Source organism: Nonomuraea maheshkhaliensis, from assembly GCF_039529435.1.
Lineage (GTDB): Bacteria > Actinomycetota > Actinomycetes > Streptosporangiales > Streptosporangiaceae > Nonomuraea > Nonomuraea maheshkhaliensis.
Map to the genome: position 1 here is coordinate 11,779 of NZ_BAAAMU010000009.1, position 24,081 is coordinate 35,859.

Sequence of the window (24,081 nt, forward strand, 5' to 3'; positions counted from 1 at the left end):
GCGCCCCCCCCCCCCCCCCGCCCCGCCCCCCCCCCGCTGCGCCAGCAACGCCTGCTTGGCCGCCGACAGAGCCCCGGACGATGCCTCCGGCGAGGTCTCCGAGTCGGTCACTCCCCCACCTCCAGCAGATCCGCGACCTCGGCGTCGGTGAGCGCGGCGAGCTCCTCGATCACCAGCCTCTCGACCGCCGCCGCGAGCCCGGCGACCGTCGGATGGTCGAACACCGTGCGGATCGGCACCTCCGTGTCGAGTGCGTTCCGCAGCAGGGCCGCGACCCGGGTCGCCAGCAGGGAATGCCCGCCGAGGGCGAAGAAGTCGTCGTTGACGCCGACCGCCTCGACACCCAGCAGCTCACCCCAGATCCCGGCCACGAGCACTTCGGCGTCCGTGCGCGGCGGCACGAACTCCGCGACGGGGCCGGGCCCCGGCGCGGGCAGGGCGGCCACGTCCACCTTTCCGGTGATCGTGAGCGGCAGCTCCGCCAGGCTCACCCAGGCCGTGGGCACCAGATGGGCCGGCAGGGTCGCGGCCAGACTCGTACGCAGCTCGTCCGGCCCGGCCGGCCCGACCACGTACGCGGCCAGCCGTTCCCCGTCCGCCGTCACCACCGCCTGGCGGACACCCGGATGGGCCAGCAGGGCGGTCTCCACCTCACCCGGCTCCACCCGGAAGCCGCGGACCTTCACCTGGGCGTCGAACCGGCCCAGGAACTCCAGCGTCCCGTCCGGCCGCCGGCGCACCCGGTCGCCCGTCCGGTAGAGCCTGGACCCCGGCGGGCCGTACGGATCGGGGACGAACCGCTCGGCCGTCAGCCCCGGATGTCCCGGATAGCCCCGCGCCAGCCCCTCCCCGCCCAGGCACAGCTCGCCGGGGAAGCCCGGCGGCACGGGCTCGCCGTACGGGCCGAGGACGTGCGCCGTCGTACCGCCGATCGGCCGGCGGTGTCCGCCTCACCGAGGTCGGTGGCCGTGGCGATGACGGTGGCCTCCGTGGGCCCGTACGTGTTGACCAGCCGTACCCGGTCGCCGAACCTGTCGCGCCACCTGGCCACCGCCGCCGCGTGCGCCTGTTCGCCGCCGAGTATCACCAGCCGCAGCGGCTGCGGCCAGGTCACGTCGTCGAGCGCCTCGGTGAGGCGGTGCCAGTAGGCGGTGGGCAGGTCCAGCACGGTGACCCGGCCACCGGCCGCGGTCCGCAGCACGTCCGGCAGTGACGCGGCGCCGTCGGGCAGGAGCAGCACGCCCGCGCCGGCCGTCAGCGCCGGGTACAGCTCCTCGGCGTGGGCGTCGAAGCTGAGCGAGGCGAACTGCGCGACCCGGTCGTCCGGCCCGATGCCGTACGCCTCCCGCATCCAGCGCACACGTCCTGCCAGGCTGCCGTGCTCGACCAGCACCCCCTTCGGCCGGCCCGTCGATCCGGAGGTGTAGATCACGTACGCCGGGTCGTCCGGCTCGACCGGCTGCCGGCCGCCGGCCCACCGGTCGTCGCCGGGCCCCGGCTCGCCGCCGGACCCTGGCTCGCCGCCGGAAACGAGCACGACCGTCTCCGCCGGCAACCTCGGCGCGAGATCGGCGTCGGTCACCACCAGGCGTGCGGTGCTGTCCGCGATCAGGAAGGCGAGCCGTTCGTCGGGATAGTCCGGATCGAGCGGCAGGTACGCGCCCCCGGCCCGCCACACGGCCAGCAACGCCACGACGGCCTCGGCCGAGCGCCGCAGGCAGACCCCGACCACGCACCCGCCCGCGACGCCACGCCGCCGCAGGTCCGCCGCGAGCCGCGCCACTCTGGCGTCGAGTCGGGCGTAGCTCATCGTCTCGCCGTCCCACAGCAGCGCCGTGGCATCGGGGGTGGCGGCGACGGCCCGCTCGATGAGCGCGGGCACCGTCTCCGCGACGCCGCGACGGGCCTCCACGTCACCCCGCGCCGAGGCGTCCAGGACAGCCGCCCCAGAGCCCGCCAGGGCGTCCGCGCCGGAGTTCGCCAGGACGGCCGCGTCGGCTTCCGTCAGCATGGGCAGCCGCGAGATCGGGGTGCCGGGGGCGTCCGCGATGCCCTGGAGCAGCACCTCGAACCGCGCGGCCAGCCCCTCCACGGTGGCCGCGCGATACCGGGTGGCGTCGTAGCCGAGCACCGCGAGCAGCCCCTGCTCGTTACGCCAGGTCTCCAGGGACAGATCGAACTTCGCCTGGCGATACCCGCCGTCGAACAGCTCCACCCCGAGGTCGCCGACCCGTTCCGGCGGCGTCCCCTCCCCCGCCTGGCTGTGCAGAATGATCATGGTGGCCAGCAGCGGATTGCGATGGAGGTCGCGCGGCACGCCCAGCTCGCCGATGAGCCGTTCGAACGGCACGGTCCGGTGCGCGTGCGCGTCGAGCACGGTGCGGCGGGTCGCGTCGAGCAGGTCGGAGAAGACCGGATCCCCCGCGAGGTCGCCGCGCAGGACCAGCGTGTCGGTGAGGTACCCGATGACCGGCTCCAGCTCCGTCCGGTCCCTGGTCGCCCACGGCGTGCCGACCAGGATGTCGTCCTGCCCCGTGTGCCGGGCCAGCAGCACCTGGTAGGCGGCGACCAGCACCATGAACAGCGACGCGTTGTGCTCCTGCGCCAGCCGCTCCAGCCGGGACACCAGCTCGGCGGGCACCGGGAAGGAGTGGAACGCGCCCTCGGGCCGCTCCCCGCCGGGCAGGTCGGCGGGCAGGTCGAGCACGGGCGGGCCGGCGAGCTGTTCGCGCCAGTAGGCCAGCGACTCCGCGGCGGCCTCGCCCGAGTCCCGTTCCCGCTGCCACAACGCGATGTCGCCGTACTGGACCCGGAGCGGCACGAGATCCGCCTCCTCGCCCCGCGTCCGCGCCTGGTAGAGGGCGAACAGGTCATCGAACAGGACCCCGAGCGAGGTCCCGTCCGCGATGATGTGGTGCAGCACGAAGCACAGCACGTGGTCGAGCGGCCCGAGCCGGAGCAGGCTGATCCGCAGCGGCGGCACCCCGGCCAGGTCGAACGGCTGGTTCGTCCGGTCGGCGACCAGCCGCAGCGCCCGCTCCTCCGGGTCGGGCGAGCCCGACAGGTCGAGGCGTTCGCAGGCCACGGGACCGGGCGGATGGACGACCGTGATCGGCTCGCCGTCCACGTCGGCGAACGACGTGCGCAGGCTCTCGTGCCTGGCGACCACCGCATGCAGCGCCGCATCCAGCGCACCGATGTCCAGCTCGCCGCGCAGCCGCAACACCAGGTACATGTTGTACGAGGCGTCGTCCGGGTCGAACCGCTGCAGGAACCACAGCCGTTCCTGGACGAACGACAGCGGCGGATCGACCCCGTCCGGGCGAGGCAGGATCTCCGCCGGCCGGGCGTCCCCTTCGTCCGTCCCGGCCCCGCGGAGCCGGACGATCTCCTCGACGACCCCGGTGATGGTCGGATCGTCGAAGAAGGCGTCCAGCGACACGTCCACGCCGATGCCGTCCCTGATCCTGGCCGAGATCTGCGTGATGGTGAGCGAGTGCCCGCCGAGGTCGAACAGGTCGTCGTCGGGGCCGACGTCGTCCAGCTCCAGCACCTCGCACCAGATCCGCCGCACCTCCTCGACCAGCCTCTCCCCACGGTCCGGGTCCAGGTCCGGGTCCGGGTCCGAGTTCGAGTCCGAGTTCGAGTTCGAGTCCGGGTTTCGGCCCGTGGCGGCGGAGGGGTCGGGGAGGGCGGCGCGGTCCAGCTTGCCGATCGGGTTCAGCGGCAGGGCGTCCAGCACCACGTAGGCGCTCGGCACCGTGGCGGCGGGCAGGGTCCTGGCCAGGTGGGCGGCCAGGGCGCCGGCGTCGGGGGCGGCCCGGCCCGGCGCGGGGACGACGTACGCGATCAGGCGGTGGTCGTCCGTGTCCCCACCACGGACGACCACCGCTGTCTCGCCGACCTGGGGGTGCTCCCGCAGCCGGGTCTCGATCTCGCCGAGCTCGACCCGATGGCCGAGCAGCTTGACCTGCCCGTCCTGGCGGCCGAGGAACTCGATCTCGCCGTCGGGCCGGTAGCGGGCCAGATCGCCGGTACGGTACAGCCGTCCCCCGGGAGGACCGAAGGGATCGGGGACGAATCGCTCGGCCGTCCGCGCGGGCCTGCCCCGGTAGCCCCGCGCCACCCCTGCCCCGCCGATGCACAGCTCGCCCGGCACCCCGATCGGCACCGGCCGCATGGCCGCGTCGAGCAGGTAGATCCGGGTGTTGGCGAGGGGGCGGCCGATGGTGATCGGCGCATCGGGTTCGCCCGGCTCGCCGTACGTGCTCCAGATGGTGGTCTCGGTCGGGCCGTACACGTTGACGACGCGGTCGCAGCGGGCGCGTAACTCCCGCGCGAGCTGAAGCGGCAGCGCCTCTCCCCCGGCCAGCGCGGTCACCCCGGCCAGGCCGCCAGGCAGCAGCAGCCGCCACACCGACGGCGTGGCCTGCACGTGCGTGACGCCCTGCGCGGCGACCAGCCGGGCCAGCGCCTCCGGCCGCCGCACCGCGTCGTGGGGCGCGACGACGACCCGGCCGGCCACGATCAGCGGCAGGTACAGCTCAAGGGCGCTGATGTCGAACGCGGGCGAGGTGAGCGCGAGCCAGGTGTCACCGGGCGCGGACCCGAGCCGGTCGCGCATGGCGAGCAGCAGGTTGGCCAGGTTGCCGTGATCGACCTCGACCCCCTTGGGCCGTCCCGTCGATCCGGAGGTGTAGATGACGTAGGCCGTCTCTTCCGGCGACGCCGGCCGTACCGGCTCCTCCGCCACCAGACCCGCGACCGGCTCCTCCGGCGCCGGGCTCGCGGCCGGTGCCCCGTCGGCCGGGAGCGCGGGATCCACCAGCAGCACGGGCCCGGGCAACCCGTCCGGCGCGGCGGTCTCGGACAGCAGCAGCGCGGGACGGGCGTCGGCCACGATCATGGCGAGCCGTTCCGCGGGATGGTCGGGATCGAGCGGCAGATACGCGGCCCCCGCCTTGTGCACGGCGAGCAGGCAGACCAGCAGCAGGTCGGATCGCCGCAGGTGCACGGCGACCAGCTCCCCGCGCCCGACCCCGGCGCGCCGGATCCTGACGGCCAGCCGTGCGGCCGCCGCGTCCAGCTCCGCGTAGGTGAGCGACCGCTCCCCGAACGTGACGGCGCACGCGTCAGGACGGGCCCGCACCTGCTCGGCGAACAGAGCCGGCAAGGTCGCCCCGGCGGGATGGGCGACCTCGGTGTCGTTCCACTCGACGAGCATCCGCCGCGACTCCGCCTCGGGCATGACGTCGAGCTCGCCCAGCCGGGCCTCGGGGTCGTCGGCGGCGTGGCGCAGCAGGGCACGCAGACCGTCGGCGAACCGGGCCGCGACGTCCCGGTCCACCGCCGCCGGGTCGTACCGGACGCACAGGGCCAGCCCGTCGGGACCGTCCAGGACCTGCAGGTGCAGCGGGTTCCGCGCGCCTCCGCCGAACATCATGCGGTCCACGGTGACGTTCACGCCGGGAAAGACGGGGTCGGCCTCCCGCCTGCGGTAACTGATCGACACGGGGACGGCGGCGCCCCGGGCCCCCTGGCCCAGCATCCGCCCGGGCGGCACCTCACGGAACCTGTACACCGCACGCAGCTCGTCGCGCAGTCCCCGGACGAACGCGCGGAACGCCTGACCGGACTCGGGCCGCGACAGCACGGGCAGCTCGCCGACGAACGGGCCGATGTGGTCACGCGTCCCGGTACCGCGCGTGGTCACGTCGATCGCGACCGCCACGTTCTCCGTGCCGTACCTGAACAGCAGCGCGTGCACCCCGGCGAGCAGCACCTCGAAGACCGACGCGCCGGTCGCCGCCGCGGCCTTGGCGGCGGAGCGGCTCAGCTCGTGGTCGAGCCCGGCGTCGATCTGCGCACCGGGCCCGTACCGTCTGCCGGTACGCCGCTGCCCCGGCAGCACGATCTCGGCCGGCTCCGTCCAGCGCCCGGCCCAGAACTCCCGCGCCGCGTCCAGCACCTCCGGCTCCGGCTCCCGCCAGGCGAACGGCAACGGCTCGACCGCCCCGCCCGAGCCGGACGCGTAGAGCTGGGCGAGGTCACGTACCAGGATGTCCTTGGACATGCCGTCGAAGACCAGATGGTGGGCGACGAACAGCAGCAGGTGCCGCCCGGATCCGGCCGGCACGAGCGTGAACCTGGCCAGCGGCCCCTTCTCCAGGTCGAACTCCCGCGCGCTCTCCTGCCCGATCAACCGCTGGAGGGCGTCGGGCGCGGGATCGGGCAGGTGGGCGATCGTCACGGCCGGTTCGGCGGCGGGGACCAGCCGAAGCCCGTCGCGGCTCTCCGCGACGGCGGTGGCGAGCACCGGATGCCGGGCGACCACCCCGGCGCACGCGCCGAGCAGCGCGGACACGTCGAGAGCGCCGTCGAACCACAGGGCGAGCGGCATGTGGTACGTCAGCCCCGCCCCCATGCGTTCGCCGACCCACATGTCCTGCTGAACGAACGAGGCCGGAATGCTCTCCTGGCAGTGCGTCATGTGCGTTCTTTCTGTCTTCACAGTGGTCACGTGGAGCCGTCCGCCGGCGGCACGAGCAGGTCGCGCAGCCGCGACTTCACCACCTTGCCGAGGTGGTTCTTCGGCAGCTCGGGCACGAACAGCAACCGGCTCGGCAACTCGTGCCTGGCGAGCCGGTCCATCAGGAACGTCCGGAGGTCGGCGGTGGTGACCGGGGAGCGGGTCACGACGGCGGCCGCGGTGACCCGGCCGAGCACCGGATGCGGCACCCCGACCACGGCGGCCTCGGCGACCGACGGATGCTCGTACAACGCGGCCTCCACCTGCAGGGTGGACACCTTGTGCGCGCCCGACTTGATGACGTCGCTCTCGCGGTCGACGAGGTAGAGGTAGCCGTCCTCGTCGAGGTAGCCGACGTCGCCCATGCGCACCCAGCCGTCACGGAAGATGTCGTCGCTCAACCGCCGGTCGCGGTAGTAGGAGCGGGTCCCGGCGGGCGAGCGCAGCCAGACCTCCCCCCGCTCCCCGGCCTTCGCGCGCCGCCCGTCCGCCGCGACGATCTTGAGATCGCCGCCCGAGGAGGGCCGTCCGACCGACGCGGGCCGCGCGGGGTCCACGATCATCACGGTCTGCGCCGGAGCCGCCTCGGTCGAGGTGTAGTAGTTGACGATCGTCGCCTTCGGGAACGCCTTGGCCATCCCGGCCGCCACGGCGGGCGGCAGGCTGGCCGCGGTGGAGCCGAGCAGCCGTACGCTCGACAGGTCGTGGCGTTCCTGGACGCGGGCGTTGAGCAGCTCGATGGCCATGGCGGGCACCACGAAGACCGTCCCCGCCCCGTACGACTCGATCAGCCGGGCGAAGCGGGCGGGCGTGAAGCGCGGCAGGGTCAGCGCGGCCGGGCGGGCGCCCAGGGAGTTGACCAGCATGGTCTGTCCGGCGTTGCTGCCGATGGGGAAGGCATGCAGGAAATGCCGGGAGTGCAGGAGCGTGCGGCGCCGGGGCTCGGCGGAGACGCCGTAGGCGAGGTTGGCATGGGTGGCGCCGACCCCCTTGGCCCGGCCCGTGGTGCCGGACGTGTAGATGATCTGCGCCAGCCCGCCGGGGAAGACGTCCCGCCGCACGGGGCCCTCGTCCCCCCGATCCAGTTCCGCCGGTGTCGCCCGCCAGGCGTTCACGTCCGGCGGATCGACGCTGGCCCCGTGCAGCACGGCGCTCACGGAGCAGTCGGTCAGCGCGTGGCGTACCTCGGCGGGGGCCAGCCGGCCGGACAGCGGCACGGCGACGCAACCGGCCCGCATGACCGCGCACCAGGCGACGGCGAGGTCGATCCAGTCCCGCTCGTCGAACAGCAGCCCGACCCGGTGGCCGGACGGCAGGCCGCGATCGATCAGCGCGCGGGCGACCGCGTTGGAGCGCCGGTCCCATGCGCCGAACGAGAGCGTCCCGACCTCGGCCACCACGAGGGCCGGGCTGTCCGGCTGTTCCTGGGCGCGACGTGCGAGCAGGTCGGGAAGCGTCAGCCGGGCGTCACCGTTCACCACGGCCGGATACCGAAATGTTTCGTGGGCATGACCTACTCCCAGACTCGCAGCAGCATCAGATGGGCCTGATACGGCCGCCCCGTAACGCGTCTGTTCGAAACAATAGGCAATCCGGGCCGTCTGCGACAGAGAAACATTTAAGTATTTTCCCGAAACTTTCGGAGTCGCCGGTGCGCGACCTCGCCCTCGGTTCCCATGCTGATCGACAGGTCGCACGACTCGGCGCGCCGGCTCACCTTCTCCCCCGGTTCGATCCTGTCCGGCGGCGCGGTCCCCACAGCCACTTCGTCCTGGGCACAGCACGTCATGAGTACCCCCTACCCACGGCTGGTCGCGCTCGGGGTGGGCCGATGACGCACCCGACGCGGTCCCCGCCTTCTCGCAGAAGGCGGGGACCGCGTGCCGGTCACCGGAACTTTCGGGGTTCAGCCGGGAGTTGACAAGGTGATCGGTTCAGCACTGTGTCCGCGGCGGTTTCACAGCAGGAGCCAGCATGGACTCACAGACGGTCATAGCCCTGAGCGCCGTCGTCATCGCCATCGCCTCGCTCGTGGTGTCCGCCTACCAGGTGCGCGCCACCCGCCTGCACAACCGGCACACGCTGCGCCCCCTCCTCCAGCTGCGGCTGAAGATCTCGGCGGGGCAGCGAGCGGGCATCTGGATGGTGAACACCGGCCTCGGCCCCGCCATCATCACCGGCACCCGCGTCTGGCTGGACGGCAAAGAACTGGGGTCGTGGAACAGGGAGACGTCGAGGCACGTACGCAGGGACATCGCTCCTCAACCACGCGCGTCAGCGCTCTCCGACGGCATGGGCGTCCCACCCGGATACACCGACTACCTGCTGACCGTGGACGACTACAACCCGGCCGCGAACAACGCGTTCCTGGAACTCATCACGCGGCGGATGGATCTGGAAGTCCGCTACGAATCTCTGTACGGCGGAGAGGGCTACACGGTGAGCACCCGCAGGAACTCCTGGTGGCAGTCCGACACTCCCCCCGCCTACGACCCCGCGTCAACGCCGTCGCACGATGACGCCTCAGGTCCTGACGGAGCCAGGCTCAACTAGCGCCCGTCCGTCATCCGATGTGTGCTTTCGCCGGCTCCGCACGTCCTGATCAGACGATGCCGGCGCGGATCTCGTCGCTCAGCCGGGTGGGGTGGTCGGCCGGCGCCCGCTTGACGTGGGCGCTCCACGCGTCGGCGATCACCTCGACCTCGCCTGCCTCGACCCCGTCCAGGCCGGCCGTACGGCGACGCCCGGGTCGCCCTTGGGCCCGTCGTAGCCCGCGCTGCAGTCACCGGGCGGTCGCGTAAACCCGCGCCGCGCGGCGTTCCAGGAGCCGGCGGGCGAAATGGCGGCCCAGCCCTCGGTCGGCGCCGGTCACGAGCGCCGCCTGAGCAGGACGCGTCCACCACCTCTTCGACCAGGCCGGAATCGTGCCTGACACTGGCAGGGTGCGGCCGGGGACGCGGTGAAGGCGAATACTGGAGGTCATGGACGGACGACGGCAGCTCGGCGAGTTCCTGCGGACCCGGCGCGCGCAGGTGAGCCCCGAGGAACTCGGTGTGCGGACGTGCGGTGACCAGCGCCGGGTGCCGGGGCTGCGGCGCGAGGAGCTGGCCATGCTGGCCGGGGTGAGCGCGTCGTACTACGCGCGGCTGGAGCAGGGCCTGTCGGTCAACGCCTCACCGCAGGTCCTGGAGGCGATCGCCCCCGCGCTGCGGCTGAACGAGGCCGGACGCCGTCACCTGCACCGGCTGGCCGCCGGCTCCCGAGGCCGTCCGGCAGGGCGGCGGGCGGCGCCGGAACGGGCGGGCGAGGCGGCCCGGCAACTGATGCGAACCCTCGCGGACGTACCGGCCGTGATGCTGGGCCGCAGCAGCGACGTACTCGCGTGGAGCCCGGCCGGGCACGCGTTGTTCGCCGGGCACCTGGACCCGGACGGCCCCGATCGCCCAGGGCGGCGGCCGAACATGGCGCGCCTGGTGTTCCTGGACGAGCACACCCGCGAGCTGTACGAGGACCGGCCGACCAAGGCCCGCACCGTGGTGGGCACGCTACGGGCCGCCTCCGGGCGGTTCCCGCACGATCCGGCGATCGCGGCGCTGCGCACCGAGAGCGGCCAGGTGGTCGTCATCGCGACCACCGAGGCCGGCTCGCCATCGCAGGCCGCGATGACGCTGCTGGCGCACACCGCGGCCACCCAATGGCGCGGCGCTCAGGCACCGGCTGAGCAACCGCGGCTGCCGGCGCTGCCCGAGTAGCCGGTCCGCGCTCCCGTTCCCGGCGTTCGCCTCTTCTCTCTCCACCACACGACACACGTGCCTTCGGCATGCCCGAAACCAGGGCACATCCGAAAACACGGCGTATCCGCACATGCTGCTTACCCGACACGACGGCAAGAAGGACCCGCTCATGAACGAGCTCAAGCTCGGCGATGTCACCACTGTCCGGATCGAGGAGATGCACGGTCCGGTGATGTCCACCGACCAGTTCTTCCCCGACCTGCCCGCCGATGCCTGGCAGGAGCACCGTGCGGGCCTGGAGCCCGACCATCTGGACGGCGGGAGCACCATGGTCAACAGCGCCTTCCAGACCTGGCTGCTGCGCAGCGAGGGCCGGGTCATCCTGATCGCCACCGGCATCGGCAACGACAAGACCCTCCCGGGCGCCGCGTACTGGAGCAATCTGAAACTCGGCTACCTCGGCCACCTGGCCGGCGCCGGGGTCCGGCCCGAGGACGTCGACCTGGTGATCAACACCCACCTGCACGTCGACCATGTCGGCTGGAACACCCGCCTGGCCGACGGTGAATGGGTGCCCACCTTCCCCAACGCCACCTACCTGATGCCCAAGGCGGACTTCGCGTTCTTCGACCCCGCGAACAACCCGTCGATCGCCGGCGGTGTCAACGAGAACGTCTTCGAAGCCGGCATCGCCCCCGTGCACGCCGCCGGCCAGGTACGGCTATGGGAGCACAGCCACACCATCGACGCGAATCTGTGCCTGGAGGCGGCCCCCGGCCACACTCCCGGCTCCAGCGTGGTCAAGCTGGCGTCCGGCGACGACCGGGCCCTGTTCGCCGGTGACATCCTGCACACCCCGCTGCAACTGACGTACCCGGAGCACAACAGCTGCTTCTGCCAGGACCCGGCGCAGGCCCGCGCCACTCGCCGCAGGCTGCTCGGCTGGGCCGCGGACGAACACCTGTACGTGCTCCCCTCCGACGCGATCCCGCTGATCGCCTCGGGCTCGCCCGGCGCCGGGTTTCATGTCGATCTTGGGTTCGTGATCAGGTCGGTGTGCGGCCGAGCACCGGGAGCCGGTCGGCCACCTTGATCCGGGTGACGGCCTTGCCGGTGGCGGTGCCCCAGACGCAGGCTGCCCGCTCCCGTGAGGTGCACGCGGTGACGAAGCGGCGGCCGGACGGGGAGAACGTCCCGAGCCCGTGGCCGACCGGGCGACCGCGTACCTTCCAGGTGCGCTTGACGGTGCCGTTGAGGGTCGTACCGGCGGATGAAGGTGGCGCCGTTCTTGCTCCAGCGGACCACCACGCCCTTGCTGCCGGGGGTCCGCTCGAAACCGCCGACCGTGATCAGGGCCTTCTCGATGCGGACGAAGCGCGGCTAGAGGAAGGGAGCCGCTCAGGAAGCGCCGGAGGCCGGGGCCTGCTCATAACGCGCCACCGGCGCGGGACCGTGAAGGTCCCGCGCCGGTCGCTCCGAGATCGGGATCAGCCGAGGCCGCCCAGGAAGATGTCGAAGAAGTCGGCGATGTCATCGCCCAGCTTCCCGCCACGCATCCCCAGGTGAGCCACGGCCCCTCGCCTGGTGTTGACCTCCATCTCGAAGTCGTCGGCCTGGGTGATCTGCCGGTTGGCCTGGCCGCTGCCGCCGCCGTTCGGCAGGTTCGACGGTGGCCTGCCCTGCGGGTACATCCGGCCGTTGCCGTACACGGTGTACGACTGGGTCGGCTGCACGCTGCCGTCGTTGCGGTAGACCTGGCTCGGCCGTGGCTGTGCCGGCTGCCTGCTCGCCTTGGGCGGTGACTGCCGCTGGGTGGAGCGGTGGCTCGTGGGCCGCCTGGCGGGACGCGAGCGCGCCTCCCTGATGCCGGCCGGGAGCCGGCCGGCCCGGTGGTTGCGCCGCTGGGCGGCCTTGGCGGCGCGGCGCTTGGCCGCCGCCTCGCGTTCGGCCTTCCGCGCCTCCCGGCGGGCCTTGGCCGCCGCCCGGCGCCGCTGCACGGCCTCGCGGGCCCGCTTCTTCGCCTCTGCCGCGCGTCTCTTGGCCGCCTCCAGCCGCTTGCGCCTGGCCTCGGCGGCCGCGCGCTTCCTGGCCAGCTCCCTGGCCTTCCTCTTGGCCTCCTCTCTGGCCTTCCTCTTGGCCTCCTCCAGTGCCTTCTTCCTGGCCAGCTCCCTGGCCTTCCTGAGCGCGAGTTCGCGCGCCTTCTTCTTGGCCTGCTTCTTCAGCCACCACTTGACGCCGACGCGGACGCCGATGCCGACCACGACCCACACCCACTGCCCGTCGGGGTCACTCATGCTGACGGGGCTGTTGTTGGCGTAGGCGTAGGCGTTGAGCTGCTGCGGATCGGTGTCGTCGATGATCGGGTCCACCGACAGGAACCGGCCGAGCTTCGGGTCGTACTCGCGGGCGCCCAGGTTGACGAGCCCGGTCGAGGCGTCTTTCGTGCCGCCGACGAACCCGCGCTGCCCCGGCCACCAGGGTGGCGCGGCGCCGCGATCCTCGCCGAACGGGGTCTGCCTGCGGACGGCCAGGTCGCCGGTGCCGGCGTTCACCGCGGCCTGCGCGGTGCCCTGGTGGTCGTTGGCCATGAAGTAGACCTGGTCGTCCGGGGTGCGGACCGCGATGGGGTCGTCGCCGATGGTGTAGTAGCGGGTCTGCTCGACGGTGTCCTTGGCGTAGTCGAGGCGCAGCTCCATGTCGTCGATGTAGAGCGTGGCGTCGGTCGGCGTCTTGCGGATCAGCCGGTCGCCCTCGGCGTCGTAGATGAACGAGGTGGTCTTGCCGGCCTCGGTCACCGACTCCAGGTTGCCCTCGGCGTCCCACACCAGACTCTGGTCGGAGGCGCCGATCTTACGCCTGGTCGTGTTGCCCGCCGCGTCGTACTCGAACAGGTCCTGCCCGACGGTCTTCAGCGCATGCGGCTGCTTGCCGCCCGCCGCGGGATAGGTGTAGTCGCGCACCTGACCGGCGGTGCCGCCCCAGGCGTGCCTGGTCTCCTTGGTCCGGTTGCCGGTGACGTCGTAGGCGTAGCTGACCGCGTACGGGGCCACGCCGCCGATCGTGCCGGACTGGGGTGAGCCGCTGGCGCAGTCGTCCGTGGCCGTCCACGCCGAGGTCAGCCGGCGCAGGTGGTCATAGGTGAAGCACTGCGTGTCCTGGTTCGCCCGGTCGTTGATCCTGGTGATGTTGCCGACGGCGTCGTAGCTGTAGTTGACGTCCAGGTCGGTCTTGGTCGTGTTCTCGCGGTCCAGCCGCATGCTGGTCAGCCTGCGGGTGGACTCGTCGTGGGTGAAGGTGAGCCAGGTCTTCTTGCCGTTGTCGCCCAGCTCGTACTGGAGGGTCTCACCCATCTTGGAGTAGCGGGCCGTGTTCACGTACGTGGACAGGCCGGTGACCTTGACCGGCTGGCTCAGCCCGTCGTAGCTGTAGACGACCTGCTCCTCGGCCAGCCCGCCGGCGGCGGGGAAGCTGACCGACTGCACCTGGCCGTCGAGCGTGTAGCGGGTGTTGAGCTGGTAGGAGCCCGCCAGCTTGCCCTCCCGCGCCGGGATGGTGACGGTCTCGCGCAGCGGACGGTAGTCGGCGTCGATGGCGTTGATCTCCGCCTTGTACGCCTGCCCGTCCACGTACCGGATGCTGGCGTTCTGGTGGCCCTTGGCCAGCGCGTCGTACTTCCACTCGGCCAGCAGCGGGCCGGTCGCCGACCCTTCGCGCATCTCGGTCTTACGACCCAGGGCGTCGTAGACGTACCAGAGGGTCTTGCCGCGCGAGTCGGTCGTGGAGACCAGCTCGTCGGCGTCGTTGTACGTCATCGTCGTGACGCCCTTGTCGGGGTCCTCGGTCCTGATCTCCCGGCCGCGGAAGTCGTAGTGGTGCTTCCAGACGTTGCCCGCCGGGTCGGTGACCGTGGACAGGCGTCCCGCGTGGTCGTAGGTGTACTTGGTGGCCTCGTACTCGCCGGTCGGGGTGGCGCCCTTGTACTGGCGCAGCTCGATCAGCCGGTCCTCGGCGTCGCCGATGCGGGTGGTGGCCGTGCCGCCGGGCGGCGGCGTCACGTGCACCCGGTCGCCCTCGTCCTTGGAGCTGACGCGGTACTTCTCCACGCCCTTGGCCTTGAGCAGCTGGGCCTGGGCGTCGCCCACGCCGTCGAACAGCGTCACGACCTGGTTCGGCACATCCGCGTCCGCCACCGCGAGCAGGGCGGTGGACGGCGCGCCCGTGGCGAAGTAGCCGGTGTTCTGCTTGTAGTCCTCCCCCTGGGAGTTGTAGAAGGTGTCGGTGATCGTACGACCGTCACGCAGGGCGGGGTCCTGAGTCTGATCGTCCGTCGGCGCCGGCTCCTGGGTCTGACGCTGGCGCATCAGACCGTCGTACAGCTCGTAACTCTCGGTGTAACCGCCGTCGGCGCGCAGCGTCCTCGTGGTGACGACGCTGGGGCCGTCGGCCCGCATCGTGTAGGAGAACTCGGTGCTGGGCGACTGCCCGCCGGCCTTGTTCCGGTCTGCCTGCCAGACCTTGGTCAGACGGCCGAGCGCGTCGTGCTCCATGTCGACGCGGCGGTTGTTGGTGTCGATCTCGGCGACGGGCTCGCCCCAGGCCGGCTCGATGAACGTGCGATCGACGTGGCCGAGGTCGTTGGTCTCCTTGATCTCGGTCGCCAGGGCGCCCGTGGCCGGGGTGTAGCTGGTCACGGACTTGGTGCCGACCGTGTCGGTCTCGCTGGTCTCGCGGCCGTAGACGTCGTACGTGTGCGCGGTGTCGGTGATCGTGGTGCCGTCGGCGTTGACGACCTGCTGCACCGCGGTCACGTCACCCTTGCTCGGCGCCTGACCGAAGGGCTTTCCGTCGTACTGGACCTTCTCGTCGGAGATCAGCGCCTCATCGGCGAGCTTGGCCATGGACGTGGTGCAGGGAGCGGCCACCTTCTGGACCCGGCTGGTGTAGTCGAGCATCCAGCTCGTGTCGTTGCGGGCGTAGGTGTAGCGGGTGCACTTGTCGTCGCCCGTGGTGGCCAGGTCGCCCTTCTCCTCGACCGTCGTGAGCAGGCCCTTGGCGTCGTACGTGCGCGCCTCGCCGGTGCGCCGCCACTTGCCGCCGGGCAGCGCGGTGCGGCTGACCATGGACTCGGGCTCGACCACGTACGCGGCCTTGGTGACGCCGCCCTGGGTGGACTCGGCGGTCTTGAGCGACCACGGCGTCTCGACGACGGCCTTCAGCAGGGCGCCGCCGTCGCCGTCGTACAGCATCTCCTCGCGCTCGAAGCCCGAGTACTGGTCGAGGTCGTCCAGCTTGACGCCCTCGGAGTCCTCGACCTGCACGTTGCGCTTGGAGCCGTCGGCCTGCTTGTCACCGTGCATGCCGCGGAAGTAGCGGTACTCCGTCAGCGTGCGCTTGGTGTCCTGCCCGTCGCCCTGACGCACCCGCACCCTGCCGAACCCGCGGAAGTCCGACCACGTGCGGTGCTCGGGCTTGACCAGGATGTTCTCGGCGTAGCGCCAGGCGGCGCCGTCCAGGTACTCGTAGTCGGTGACCACGTGCGGGGAGGCGGCCACCCGGTCGACCTCGACCGTCTGCGAGACCACGTACTTGTGGAACCAGTCGGTCACCTCCCCTTCGTTCGGCGGGGCCCAGCGCTGCGGGAAGCAGAGCTTGGTGTTCTTGTCGGCGGCGGGCAGCGCGCCGGCCGTGCACCCGGCGGCCTTGTAGTTGACCCTCAGCTCGCCGCCCGTGCCGTTGTCGACGGACTGGACCCGCCACTTGACCAGCGGCGCGCGGCCCTCGGTGGCGTCCACCCGGTTGGGCAGCTGCACACCCTTGAACGTGGTCTTCGGCAGCGTGAGGGTGCCCCCCACGTGACCGGTCTGCTGGATGGAGGCCAGCCACAGCGACGGGCTCAGCCCGTCACCCGTGGCGGGGAACTGGTGCGCCAGCGCCCAGGAGTCCACCGGGTAGTACTGGCCCGCGGCGTTGAGCACCTGGGTGGTGACCTTGGTCAGCCGCTTGCGGGTGAAGAACGTCGGCGCCAGCCGGTCGGTGCACTTCACGCCCGAGTCGCAGATCTGGTCGAAGGGCACGTCCGGCCAGTGGCTCGCGGTCTCCTTCTTCAGCTCGGCGGCCGCGCAGGTGACGGTGCCGCTGGGCAGGCAGCGCTCGGCCGTCTCGAAAAGCACCCGGACCGCGGGGTTCTTGGTGAACAGCTCGGTGCCCAGGTAGCCGTAGTCGATGCGGGTCAGGTACGCGGAGCGGTCGTACACGGTGCCCTGCTCGGGCTTGCTGTTGCGGCCGTAGTAGTTCTTCTCCTGGGCGTACCAGTACGTGGTGGCGTTGCCGTGCGTGTCCACCTCGTAGTCGAGGTTCCACCGGTAGCCCTGCTGGCACCAGGCGTTGGCCGGGGTGCTGCTGTAGCACGGCTCACCGCTGTTGTTGCCGAACACCGGCACCGTCTGCACCGACTTCGTCTCGGCCTTGCCGCTGGCCCAGCCGGGCAGGCGGTTCTGGCCGAAGGTGTACTGGGTGCCGTCGGCCGTGGTGACCCGCCAGTACTCACCGTTGTTGTCGCCATTGGTGGCGCCGGTGAGGGCTTCGATGCGGGTGCCGTCGTCACGCTTGGGCCGCCACTGCTTGGACGTGCCGTCCTTGATCAGCTCGATCGACGAGCCGTTGAGTGACAGGACGGCGTTGTCCTGGTCCCAGCACAGGTCGCCGGTCTTCTTACCGTCGATCATGCAGGACTTGTAGCGGCGCTCGATGTAGCCGCCCGGGTCGAGCTCGAAACCCTCGCCCACCCAGGAGGCCTGGTTGTTGGTGGAGGCGGTACGACCGTCCACGCTCTGCGAGGAGTAGCCGATCGACAGGCTCGGCTCCTCGCCACCCAGCGACGGGGGCGTGCGCAGGTCGTAGCTCCACGAGAAGTCGCCGGTCTGCGTGCCGACGCTCCACTCGGCCGAGGGGCCGAGCGAGGTGGCGGAGTGGTCGCCGGACTGGCCCGAGGGGGCGGCGGCCAGCGCGTACACGGCTCCGGTCTCGACCTCGGCGCTCAGCGTGCCGGCCTTCGGGTCGTTGCTGCTCTTGACCGGCTCCGGCTGCGGGCACTCGGCCGTGGCGGTGGCCGACTTGAGCGCGCACTCCTCCAGCTTGACCACGCCGAGGCGGGCGCCGTAGTCGCCGCCGTAGGCGTAGCGGAAACCGGAGTAGTCGATCTTCAGCTCGGTCTTCTTGTCCCCCGCCTTCGCGGTCGCCGCGACGCCCTGGCCCGGCGACACCCGCATCGCCAGGCCGAGACGGTCGGTGTCGAGCAGCTCCACGCTCACCGGGTCGCTGCCGCTCTTCTCCGCGGCCACCTGCACGGGGAACCCGGCCGGGGCCTTGCTCCTGCTCAGCTCCGCCTTCTGCGGCTTGGGCCAGGTGACGGCCGGCGCCGCCTGCCACGCCCGCTCGGCGACGAGATCCGGCTGCGGCGGTTGCACCGGCACGCTCGTGCCCTTGACCGGGGTCTCCTTCTGCACCGCCGGGGCCGATCGGGACTCGGCCGCCGCGGGCATGGCGTTGACCAGGGGCAGCACGAGGGCCACCGACAGAGCGACCGCCAGGCGGCGCGGCCACGGGGATTCGGGTCTGGGCACGTCCCGGAAGACGTTCCACGACGCATCCGGAAGGTCTGGTGTGTCGGGTTCTGGTAAACGATTCCAGCGGGCTTCCGGCAGATCGAACTCATCCTGCGGGTCCATGAACCTCTCCCAGTGAGGGTGGGGAACTTACTGGGTGTGCCAACTAGCTGCTCGGCGTCGTCGGGGCGCTGTCGGAGGTACGGATGGTTGTTCGCGATCCCGGCCGGTGGCACGATGGGAAGACGCTCCGCGTCCGCGCCTCACTCATGCCGAGCAGGGATTGCGCCCCGGGCGGGAAAGCCGCCTTGACCTCCCGCGATCTTGTGTTGACGATCGGATTCTCACTCCGAGGTGTCCGCAGGTCAGCGTTCTGATCATTCTGCTCAAAGTTTTCTTCATGACCGCACCATGGGCGCGAGGATTCTGTCAGAAGCGAGAGTCATTCCGACCTGCATGTTCATGGCATGTGCTGGTGCGCAGGAGTGGCACCTGATTCGTTGTCGCGTGCGCACATGACTACATATACTCCACCCATCGTCCGATTCGGACAGGAAGGGCGGATATGTCGGATCAGCACGGGCACGGACATGGGCACGGGCACGGGCATGGCCGTGGCATCAGGCGGGCGTGGAGCGGGATCAAGCATGTCCTCACCCCGCACAGCCACGACAGCGCCGGCAAGACGGACGCGGCCCTGGAGTCCAGCGCCCGCGGCATGCGCGTGCTGGCCATCTCCTTCGCGGCGCTCATGGTCACCGCCACGGCGCAGGCTGTCATCGTCGCCTACTCGGGCTCGGTGGCGCTGCTCGGCGACACTCTGCACAACTTCGCCGACGCGCTGACCGCCGTCCCGCTGGCCATCGCGTTCTGGATCGGCCGCCGGGTCGCCACCCGCCGCTTCACCTACGGCTACGGCCGGGCCGAGGACCTGGCGGGCATCGTCATCGTGCTGCTCATCGCCGCCTCGGCCGGGCTCGCGGGCTACGAAGCGGTCAAACGCCTCATCGACCCGCAGAACGTCGAAGCACTCGCCTGGGTGGCCGGCGCCGGCTTCGTAGGCTTCCTGGGCAACGAACTCGTCGCCCGCTACCGGATCAAGGTGGGCCGCGAGATCGGCTCCGCCGCCCTCGTCGCCGACGGCCTGCACGCCCGTACCGACGGCTTCACCTCCCTGGCCGTGCTTCTCGGCGCGGGCGGAGCCGCGCTCGGCTTCCCCGTCGCCGACCCGATCGTGGGCCTGCTGATCACCGTCGCCATCCTGTTCGTGCTGCGCGACGCCGCCCGCGAGATCTACCACCGCCTCATGGACGCGGTGGACCCCAAGCTGGTCGAGCGGGCCGAGCGGATCCTCGCCGACGTGCCCGGCGTCCGGCACGTGGGCACGGTACGGCTGCGCTGGATCGGCCACGCCCTGCGCGCCGAGGTCGACATCCAGGTCAGCCACGAGCTGTCGCTGGTCGAGGCGCACGCCGTGGCCGTGGCGGCCGAGCACCGGCTGATCCACGACCTGCCCAGGCTGAAGGCCGCCACCGTGCACGCCGACCCCGACGGCCCGGACGGTATCGACCACCACGCACCCTTGCTCACCCACCGGTGACCCGCCCGGGGGCACGCTCTGTTTGCCCGGTGCGGCTCGGCGGGAGAGCATATGTAGTCATGTACGCACCCGACGACGACTCCCATCCCGGCGTCGCGCCCGAGCAGCCCACCGACGCGCAGATCAGCGCGGCGGTGGAGGCGTCCCGCCTGCTCAGCGACGGCACGCGGCTGCGGCTGATGTGGTTGTTGTCCCACGGTGAGTACGACGTCGGCACCCTCACCGCGACCTTGGGCGTGGCCCGCCCCTCCGTCTCCCAGCACCTGGCGAAGCTCCGTTCCGGCGGACTGGTTCAGACGCGCAGGGAGGGACGCCGCGTGGTGTATCGGGCCCGCGACGCCCACGTCCGTTCCCTCGTCAAGGAGATCCTCTTCCACGCCGACCACGAGGTGTCGGGCCTTCCGCGCCACGACTGAGCGATCCCGCGTGGAGGGTGGTGATGCCCGTGAGGACGAGGTCGATGCCGGCGAGGAACTGTTCGCGGTCGTCGTGCTCGCGCATCTGCTCCGCGATGGCCCGGATGAACGGGTAGTCGCCGGGGTCGAGCTCCTGCCAGGCGCTGGACGCGGTGTCGAGGAACGCGGCGCGCTCCGCCTCTGAGGCGGGGGCGGTGTCGTCGCCGGCGTGCCGGCGGGTCTGGGTGGTGGCGCCGAGCAAGTAGTGGACCAGCGCCGAGGCCGTGGTGAACCAGTCCGTCTGCGGTACGCCGAGCGCGCGGACCGGTCGGCCGATGCTCTCGAAGATCCGCAAGGTCACCGGCCCCCAGGGGTTGCGGGTGAACTGGATCGCGAGCTGGCCGGCGAGCCATGGGTGTGCGGTGACCGCGTCGAAGAGGCCGAGCGCGACGGCGCGGATGTCGTCCTGAGGCGTGCCCGCGGCCTCAAGCGCCCCGACGGCTCCGCGCGCCCGGCCGGTTTCGGGCGCCCGATCGGTGTCGCGCGCCCGGCCGGCGCCGGCGGGCCGCGGGTCCAGGGCGGCGGCGACGACGGCGTCGGTCGCGGCTTCCAGCAGCTCGCTCATGTTGCCGATGTGCCAGTAGATCGCGCCGGAACCGGTGGCCAGCCGGCCGGTCAGCGCGCGGACCGTCAGCGCGTCCTCTCCCTCCGCGTCCAGCAGCTCGACCGCGGTCTCGATGATGCGCTCGCGGGTGAGCACCTGCCTGCGCCGTTCCGCCTGACGTGTCCGTGGGGCCATGGCTGCCATTCTGGCAGGTTTGGAGCAGCGATCCACTATGGAGTACCGTTCCATTTATGGAGCAATGCTCCATAAGACGTCGAAGGAGGCGCGACGTGTACGACGTGGTGATCGCGGGTGCCGGCCCGGTGGGCCTGTTCCTCGCCGGCGAGCTGGCACTGGCACGCTGCTCGGTCCTGGTGCTGGAACGCGAGCAGGAGCGGACCTCACCGTGGAAGGCGCTCCCGCTGGGGATGCGGGGCCTGAACGCCGGCTCGCTGGAGACGTTCTACCGCCGCGGGCTGCTGGAGGCCCTGCTCAAAGCCTCAGGCGCGAACCCGGACAAGGTCGGCGCGGCCCCCGGCGCGCAGGAGCCGCCCGCGCCTCGCGAGGTGAGCCATTTCGCGGGCATGCGGCTCGACCCGGCCGCCATCGACACCGCCGCCCTCCCGTACCGGCTGCCCGGCCCGGCCATGGAGGGCATCATGACCAGCCTCGACGCGGTCGAGACGGTCCTGGCCGAGCGGGCGGCCGCGCTCGGCGTACAGATCCTGCGGGGTGCCGCCGTCGAGGCCGTGACCCAGGACGGCGACACCGTCGTCACCCGGGCCGGCGGGCGCGAGCACCGGGCGCGCTGGCTGGTGGGCTGCGACGGCGGACGCAGCACCGTACGCGAGCTGGCGGGTTTCCCCTTCACCGGCACCGACCCGCTCTTCACCGGCTACGCCGCCCAGGTCACCTTGGCCGATCCGCGCAAACTGAGCCAGGGCTTCAACCTGACGCCGACCGGCATGTACCTGCGCACGCCGTTCGAAGGCCACCTGGGCATGATGGACTTCGACGGGGGCACGTTCGACCGCTCACAGCCGCTGACCCGTGAGCACCTGCAGACGGTCCTGCGCCGGATCTCCGGCACCGACGCGACAATCACCGAGGTCCATCTGGCCTCCAGCTTCACCGACCGCGCGATGCAGGCCACCACCTACCGCGACGGCCGCGTCCTGCTCGCCGGCGACGCCGCCCACATCCACTCCCCGCTCGGCGGCCAGGGCCTCAACCTCGGTCTCGGCGACGCCATGAACCTCGGCTGGAAACTCGCCGCCACCGTCCACGGCACCGCACCGGACGGCCTGCTCGACACCTACACCGCCGAACGCCACCCCGTCGGCGCCGCCATCCTCGACTGGTCCCGCGCCCAGGTCGCGACCATGAACCCCGGCCCCAACGCCCCGGCCCTGCGGCAGTTGCTGCACCACCTGCTCGCCACCCGTGAGGGCACCACCCACGTCTTCCGCAGCACCTCGGGCCTCTTCCACCGCTACGACCTGGGCAGCGACCGTCCCGTCGTCGGCCGTACCGCCCCCGACTTCCGCCTCACCGACGGCATCCGCCTCGGCGACCTGCTGCGCGAGGGACACGGCGTCGCCCTCGACTTCACCACCGACCGGCGCCTGCACGACACCGCGCTGAGCTGGAAGGACCGGCTCCGGTACGCCTCCGGACCGGCGAACGACGACCTCGGCTTCGGCGCGCTGCTGATCCGCCCCGACGGCATCGTCGCCTGGACCGCCGACCACTCCCCCGACCTCGAAGCCTTCCGGGAAGTAGCGACCCGCTGGCTCGGCGCCCCGACCCCCTGACACGCGGAACTCTCATGCCGAACGACACCCCGACCCGGCCCGAACTCAACAAGGAAGTGGTCCGCCGCTTCTACGCGGCCGTTCTCCGGACACCCGGCGGCCCCGACTTCGCCACGATCAAGGAGTTGACCGACGAGCAGGAGGTCGAGCTCAACTGGGGTCACCCCGACAGCGGCGTCCACCGGGGAGCCGCCATCGGCCCGGCCCGGCGCCGGATGCACGAGCTGACCGGGCTGGACCTCTCAGCCATCACCATCGACGAACTCGTCGCCGACGGCCCCGCCCGCGTCGTCGTGGTGGCCACGAACAGCGGCACCGACCTGCACGGCAACCCGTGGCGGATGACCGTGCTCGAACTGGTCGACGTGACCAATGGCAAGATCACCAAGAAGCGCTCGTTCTACCAGGACACCGCACTTCTTCGCGACATCTCGCTCGAACGCGAGGCGGCACTGGCACAGAAGACCTCAGAAACCTGATCGAAGCGTGATGATCGGCCGCGGCGTTCAGACGGCGTCCCGCTGGATGGGGCACGTCATGCAGTGGGTGCCGCCGCGGCCCTTGCCGAGTTCGAAGCCCTCGATCTCGATGACCTCCACCCCGTGCTCGCGCAGCTTGCGGTTGGTGAACTGGTTCTTGTGGTAGCCGACGACCACGCCCGGGGCCAGGGCGAAGAAGTTGTTGCCCGAGTCCCACTGCTCGCGGGCCTGCTGGTAGTCGTCACCGCCCGTGGGCACGATGTCCAGGCGTGAGATACGCAGCGCGTCCTGAAGGGCCTGGCGCAGGCCGGGCTCCCGGTGGACGTCCAGGGTGCCGCTCTTGTCGCCCGGCCGCAGGCTGAAGGCGACCGCGGCCTCCAGGAACGGCGGGTAGGCGCTGGCCTTGTCGGCGTCCAGGAAGGTGAAGACGGTGTCCAGGTGCATGTACGAGCGGGCCTTGGGCACCTCGATGGCGATCACCCGCTCGGCGGCCCCCGCGGCGAAGAGCGACAGGGCCAGGTGCTCGATGGTGCGCGGGTTGGTGCGCTCGCTGATCCCGATCGCCACGGTGGCGTTGCCGATGGGCATCATGTCGCCGCCCTCCATGGCGGCGTTGCCGTAGGACTCCTCGTCGAAGCGGTCGTCCTCGCCCGCGTACGGGTACCAGTAGGCGAAGTCCTCGCCGGCGAACATGGGATGGTGGTGGTAGATGGTGGACTGGTTCATCGTCTCCAGCAGCCGGACGTGGAAGTACATCGGGTTGAGCGACACGCCGCCGTACAGCCAGGCCGCGGGGTCGCGCTGGTAGAGCGAGTTGGGCAGCGCGGGCAGGATGAACTCGCGCGGGTGGCAGGAGGCGGCCACCAGCGAGTGGCCGTCCAGCTCGGCCACCCCGAACTCCTCCTTGGTCAGGCCGCCGATGAGGTGCCTGGCCAGCTTGTCCCCCCGCCACCCGGCCAGGGTCTCGCGCACGCTGTCCACGAGGGCCGGGCCGACGGTGAGATGGGTGACGGCGTGCTCGATGGCGTGCTGCTTGGCCTCGAAACCGGCGTCCAGGGCCTGGGCGAGCAGCTCGTGGTGGTAGTAGACCTCGACCCCGCGCTCGCGCATCACCTGCACGAAGGCGTCGTGCTCGGCCTGCGCCTGCTCCACCCACAGGATGTCGTCGAAGAGCAGCTCGTCGTTGTTGGACGGGGTGAGCCGGCGCAGGCTCAGGTCCGGCCGGTGGACGATGACCTTGCGCAGGGTGCCCACCTCGGAGTGCACCCCGTAGGGCTGATCGGTCACGGTCGCTCATCCTTCCTTGCTGTGCTGCGGGCGGG

13 protein-coding genes are annotated in these 24,081 nt (G+C 71.5%); 7 read left to right on the plus strand and 6 right to left on the minus strand.

Annotated elements, in window-relative coordinates:
- Positions 1-107 precede the first annotated feature (107 nt).
- From ABFX54_RS08465 to ABFX54_RS08475, 3 genes are read right to left on the minus strand one after another with little or no spacing between them, the layout of a single operon-like run.
- Positions 108-887 carry a phosphopantetheine-binding protein gene (locus ABFX54_RS08465; RefSeq protein WP_346102918.1) on the minus strand — a complete coding sequence of 260 codons (780 nt, stop codon included), beginning with the start codon at positions 885-887 and terminating at the stop codon, positions 108-110.
- Complete coding sequence (locus tag ABFX54_RS08470; protein ID WP_346102919.1) at positions 809-6,490, minus strand: amino acid adenylation domain-containing protein; 5,682 nt, start codon at positions 6,488-6,490, stop codon at positions 809-811. Before ABFX54_RS08470 ends, ABFX54_RS08465 begins: the two co-directional genes overlap by 79 nt.
- Before the next feature lie 26 nt (positions 6,491-6,516).
- Positions 6,517-8,007 carry a class I adenylate-forming enzyme family protein gene (locus tag ABFX54_RS08475; RefSeq protein ID WP_346102921.1) on the minus strand — a complete coding sequence of 497 codons (1,491 nt, stop codon included), beginning with the start codon at positions 8,005-8,007 and terminating at the stop codon, positions 6,517-6,519.
- A gap of 496 nt (positions 8,008-8,503) precedes the next feature.
- Here ABFX54_RS08475 and ABFX54_RS08480 point away from each other — a divergent pair, with 496 nt between their 5' ends.
- From ABFX54_RS08480 to ABFX54_RS08490, 3 genes are all read left to right on the plus strand, one after another.
- Entirely contained in the window at positions 8,504-9,082 is a 579-nt protein-coding gene (locus tag ABFX54_RS08480) for a hypothetical protein (RefSeq protein ID WP_346102922.1), read from the plus strand.
- 428 nt (positions 9,083-9,510) lie between these two features.
- Positions 9,511-10,281, plus strand: coding sequence for a helix-turn-helix domain-containing protein (locus tag ABFX54_RS08485; protein WP_346102924.1), 771 nt, complete (start codon positions 9,511-9,513; stop codon positions 10,279-10,281).
- 112 nt (positions 10,282-10,393) lie between these two features.
- Positions 10,394-11,356, plus strand: coding sequence for an MBL fold metallo-hydrolase (locus ABFX54_RS08490; protein WP_346102926.1), 963 nt, complete (start codon positions 10,394-10,396; stop codon positions 11,354-11,356).
- A 394-nt stretch (positions 11,357-11,750) separates the two neighbouring features.
- On the opposite strand, the gene ABFX54_RS08495 is transcribed toward ABFX54_RS08490, so the two are convergent.
- On the minus strand, positions 11,751-17,885 hold the full coding sequence (locus ABFX54_RS08495; RefSeq protein WP_346102928.1) for an RHS repeat domain-containing protein: 6,135 nt from the start codon (positions 17,883-17,885) through the stop codon (positions 11,751-11,753).
- A 547-nt stretch (positions 17,886-18,432) separates the two neighbouring features.
- Here ABFX54_RS08495 and ABFX54_RS08500 point away from each other — a divergent pair.
- Both ABFX54_RS08500 and ABFX54_RS08505 read left to right on the plus strand, forming a co-directional pair.
- Entirely contained in the window at positions 18,433-19,467 is a 1,035-nt protein-coding gene (locus ABFX54_RS08500; protein WP_346102930.1) for a cation diffusion facilitator family transporter, read from the plus strand.
- A 59-nt stretch (positions 19,468-19,526) separates the two neighbouring features.
- The gene (locus ABFX54_RS08505) at positions 19,527-19,883 is read left to right on the plus strand and encodes an ArsR/SmtB family transcription factor (protein ID WP_346102932.1); all 357 of its coding nucleotides are present in this window, start codon (positions 19,527-19,529) and stop codon (positions 19,881-19,883) included.
- Here ABFX54_RS08505 and ABFX54_RS08510 read toward each other — a convergent pair.
- On the minus strand, positions 19,825-20,661 hold the full coding sequence (locus ABFX54_RS08510) for a TetR/AcrR family transcriptional regulator (RefSeq protein ID WP_346102934.1): 837 nt from the start codon (positions 20,659-20,661) through the stop codon (positions 19,825-19,827). The genes ABFX54_RS08505 and ABFX54_RS08510 overlap by 59 nt on opposite strands.
- 95 nt (positions 20,662-20,756) lie before the next feature.
- On the opposite strand from ABFX54_RS08510, the gene ABFX54_RS08515 reads away from it, so the two are divergent.
- Positions 20,757-22,280 carry an FAD-dependent oxidoreductase gene (locus ABFX54_RS08515; protein ID WP_346102936.1) on the plus strand — a complete coding sequence of 508 codons (1,524 nt, stop codon included), beginning with the start codon at positions 20,757-20,759 and terminating at the stop codon, positions 22,278-22,280.
- Between the two features lie 14 nt (positions 22,281-22,294).
- Positions 22,295-22,759 (plus strand): nuclear transport factor 2 family protein, encoded by a 465-nt coding sequence (locus tag ABFX54_RS08520; protein ID WP_346102938.1) that lies wholly within the window; start codon positions 22,295-22,297, stop codon positions 22,757-22,759.
- Positions 22,760-22,786: 27 nt separating this feature from the next.
- Here the strand turns inward: ABFX54_RS08520 and ABFX54_RS08525 are convergent, their stop codons facing one another.
- The gene (locus ABFX54_RS08525; protein ID WP_346102939.1) at positions 22,787-24,046 is read right to left on the minus strand and encodes an arginine deiminase; all 1,260 of its coding nucleotides are present in this window, start codon (positions 24,044-24,046) and stop codon (positions 22,787-22,789) included.
- Between the last annotated feature and the right edge of the window lie 35 nt (positions 24,047-24,081).

What these genes read in the sequence shown, in the direction of transcription:
- ABFX54_RS08470 (WP_346102919.1), bottom strand. Translation starts at nt 6,490, where the DNA reads ATGACGCACTGCCAGGAGAGCATTCCGGCCTCGTTCGTTCAGCAGGAC.
- ABFX54_RS08480 (WP_346102922.1), top strand. Translation starts at nt 8,504, where the DNA reads ATGGACTCACAGACGGTCATAGCCCTGAGCGCCGTCGTCATCGCCATC.
- ABFX54_RS08485 (WP_346102924.1), top strand. Translation starts at nt 9,511, where the DNA reads ATGGACGGACGACGGCAGCTCGGCGAGTTCCTGCGGACCCGGCGCGCG.
- ABFX54_RS08490 (WP_346102926.1), top strand. Translation starts at nt 10,394, where the DNA reads ATGCTGCTTACCCGACACGACGGCAAGAAGGACCCGCTCATGAACGAG.
- ABFX54_RS08500 (WP_346102930.1), top strand. Translation starts at nt 18,433, where the DNA reads ATGTCGGATCAGCACGGGCACGGACATGGGCACGGGCACGGGCATGGC.
- ABFX54_RS08505 (WP_346102932.1), top strand. Translation starts at nt 19,527, where the DNA reads ATGTACGCACCCGACGACGACTCCCATCCCGGCGTCGCGCCCGAGCAG.
- ABFX54_RS08510 (WP_346102934.1), bottom strand. Translation starts at nt 20,661, where the DNA reads ATGGCCCCACGGACACGTCAGGCGGAACGGCGCAGGCAGGTGCTCACC.
- ABFX54_RS08520 (WP_346102938.1), top strand. Translation starts at nt 22,295, where the DNA reads ATGCCGAACGACACCCCGACCCGGCCCGAACTCAACAAGGAAGTGGTC.